The 2,741-nt window shown below is 63.4% G+C and carries 2 protein-coding genes; one reads left to right on the top strand and one right to left on the bottom strand.

What is annotated here, in order from left to right; translation table 11 throughout:
* Positions 1-152 precede the first annotated feature (152 nt).
* Entirely contained in the window at positions 153-509 is a 357-nt protein-coding gene (locus ACO6D5_RS29865; RefSeq protein WP_485827407.1) for a hypothetical protein, read from the bottom strand.
* Between the two features lie 189 nt (positions 510-698).
* Between ACO6D5_RS29865 and ACO6D5_RS29860 the strand changes: the two genes are divergently transcribed.
* A complete protein-coding gene (locus ACO6D5_RS29860; protein WP_315527856.1) occupies positions 699-2,564 on the top strand; it encodes a PhoX family phosphatase in 1,866 nt (621 codons plus the stop codon).
* The last annotated feature ends 177 nt before the right edge of the window (positions 2,565-2,741 follow it).

Here is a 2,741-nt window from a genome sequence, read left to right as displayed (position 1 = left end):
ACGTCAAAAGCGTATCGGGGGTTCGAATCCCCCTCTGTCCGCCAAGAATGAAAAAGCCCCTGACTTCGAAAGAAGTCAGGGGCTTTTTGTTTGCCGTCGCGTAAACGTGGAAAGCGTGGGCGGTACACCGCTTACCTCGCCACCGCTGCTCGTCAGGCCGCGTGCGCCTTGCGCGAGAAAATCACGCTGACGGATTGCTCGGCCGTTTGCTTGAGCGTCACGTCCGCGCCCGGGCGGCTCAGCCTGAGCGCACCCAGGCCCAGCACCCACAATGGCCCGATGAGCGGCACCGCGCCGAGGGCGTCGTGGCGCAGGTTGAAGGAGGGATTGGCGGGTTCATGCAGGAACCGGCTGGTCAGTCCCGCCTGGGCGATCGCTGCCTGCGCGCGCTGCAGCGTGTCATCCATGTCCACGACGTTCTCAAGGAAAAAATCCTCGCGCCGGCTAAGCAATGCATCCAGTTCGTGATCGCTCAACTGGTTCAGAAAGTAGGTGCGCGCGAAAGACATGGAAGGCCGCCTTGGCTTGAGTGCATCATCCACCGATGCACGTCATGCTACCTAAAACCGTAAGGAATGAATTCATCCGAACGTCTCCAGTCTGTCACATCGACCTCGTAATCTCTCAGCCTTTCGTCAGCATTCTTTCAATCAGCTGACAAATTGCTTTCTGTTCAGCCCTCAAACATAGAGATCCAGATGTCCTACCTGACAGACAAATTGCGTGCGCCCTCCCGTGAAGCCCGGGGGGAAGTGACCGTCCCCGGCCAGATGTTCGACGAGATCATCGCCGCCAATCCCACCCGCCGGACACTGTTGAAGAACAGCTTCGGGTTGTCCGTCCTGTCGGTGTTCGGCGTGACCGCGCTGGCCGGCTGTAGCAGCGATGACGATGATGATGGCGATACGGCGACGCCGCCGGAACAACCCAAACCGGAGACGCCCGCGCCGACGCCTGAGCCGGGCCCGGACTATTCCGTCACGTTCAAGCCGCTGGGAGACAAGATCGTGGCCGACACGGTCACGGTGCCCGAAGGCTATGTGGCCGAAGTGCTGTACTCGGCGGGCGACAAGTGCGTGATCGGTTCGGCCGGCTATCTGGGCGTGCCGCAGTCCTATCCGGCCACCGAGACCCAGGCCGGTGGTCAGCACGACGGTATGCATTTCTATGCGCTGGACGGGGTGGACCCCAACCAGGGCGGCCTGCTGGTGCTGAACCACGAGAGCCTGGACAGCAGCACGCTGGACGTTACCGTCGAAGGCGTGAAGACCCGCCTGTCCAACGTGGGCGTGTCGGTCGTCGAGATCGCGCGAGACAAGGACGGCAAGTGGGCGGTCAAGGCCGATTCCCGCTACAACAAGCGCTATACGGGCAACACCGTCTACAACGTGAGCGGCCCGGCCGCCTCGGTCGTGGGCGCGACCGTCGTAGGCACGCTGAACAACTGCGCCAGCGGCAATACGCCCTGGGGCACCTACCTGACCTGCGAAGAGACGACCGACAACTACCTGGATCCCACGCAGCCCGAAAACGGCTACGGTTGGGTGGTCGAGATCGACCCCAGCAACCCCGGTTCGACGGCCGTCAAGCGCACCGCGATGGGCCGGTTCGACCACGAGAACACGGCCTTCATGGTCGACGAGAACCACCGCGTCGCCTTCTACATGGGCGACGACGGCACGCCGGGCTGCATCTACAAGTTCGTGCCCAGCAAGCCCTATGACCCGGCCAATCGCGCCAACAACAGCAAGCTGCTCGACGAAGGCACGCTGTATGCGGCGCGCTTCAACGACGATGGCAGCGGCAACTGGGTGGAACTAGCGGTGGGTAAGAACAACCTGATCGTGGGCGCCATCGATCCGGGCAACTACACGCAGGTTCGTCCGACCGACGTCCCCACCAATACGCTGATCGACTTCAACAGCCAGGCCGACGTGCTGATCAACACCAAGGCGGCTGCCCGGGTGGCGGGCGCGACGCTGATGGACCGCCCCGAGTGGATCACGGTGGGCGTGGACAAGACGGTCTATTGCACGCTGACCAACAACAGCAGCCGCCGCCGCACCAGCGCCGCCAATCCGCGCGTGACCAACCGTCACGGCCACATCGTGCGCTGGAAAGAGCGCGGCGACTCGCCGCTGGCCACCACGTTCGAGTGGGAACTGCTGCTCTTGGCCGGCCAGGACGCGGCCGACGGCGCGGCATCGAACATCACGGGCAACATCAAGGGCGACGAGTTCTCCAGCCCGGACGGCATCCGCGTGGACCCGAAGGGGCGCCTGTGGGTGCAGACCGATGCCGGCACCGGCACGGACGTCACCAATATCTTCGGCAACAACTCGATGTACTACATCGACCAGAAGACGGGTGAGTCCAAGCGCTTCCTGGTGGGGCCGCTGGGTTGCGAGATCACGGGGATCGCCTACACGCCGGACCTGACCACGTTCTTCATCAACATCCAGCATCCCAACCGGACCTGGAACACGGTGCGGGCCGGCGGCGGCGATGCGCGTTCGGCGACCGTGGTGGTGCGCCGTCAGGACGGCAAGCCGGTAGGCGCCTGACGGACGTCGGCCTGGAGGGCAGGGCGGGGATTTTGCGCCGGCTTTCCAGGCCGCTTGGCCGCTTGCGGATCCGCTCTCGCTTTTTACGGCGTTACCTGCGTGACGCCTTAGCGGGCCTGCATCGCGCGCCTGGTTTGATTTACTCTCTGGAATATCAACCATCATGTTGCTGACGGC

It is taken from the genome of Achromobacter sp. (assembly GCF_057314935.1).
This window is presented reverse-complemented; position numbering and strand designations above follow the sequence as displayed.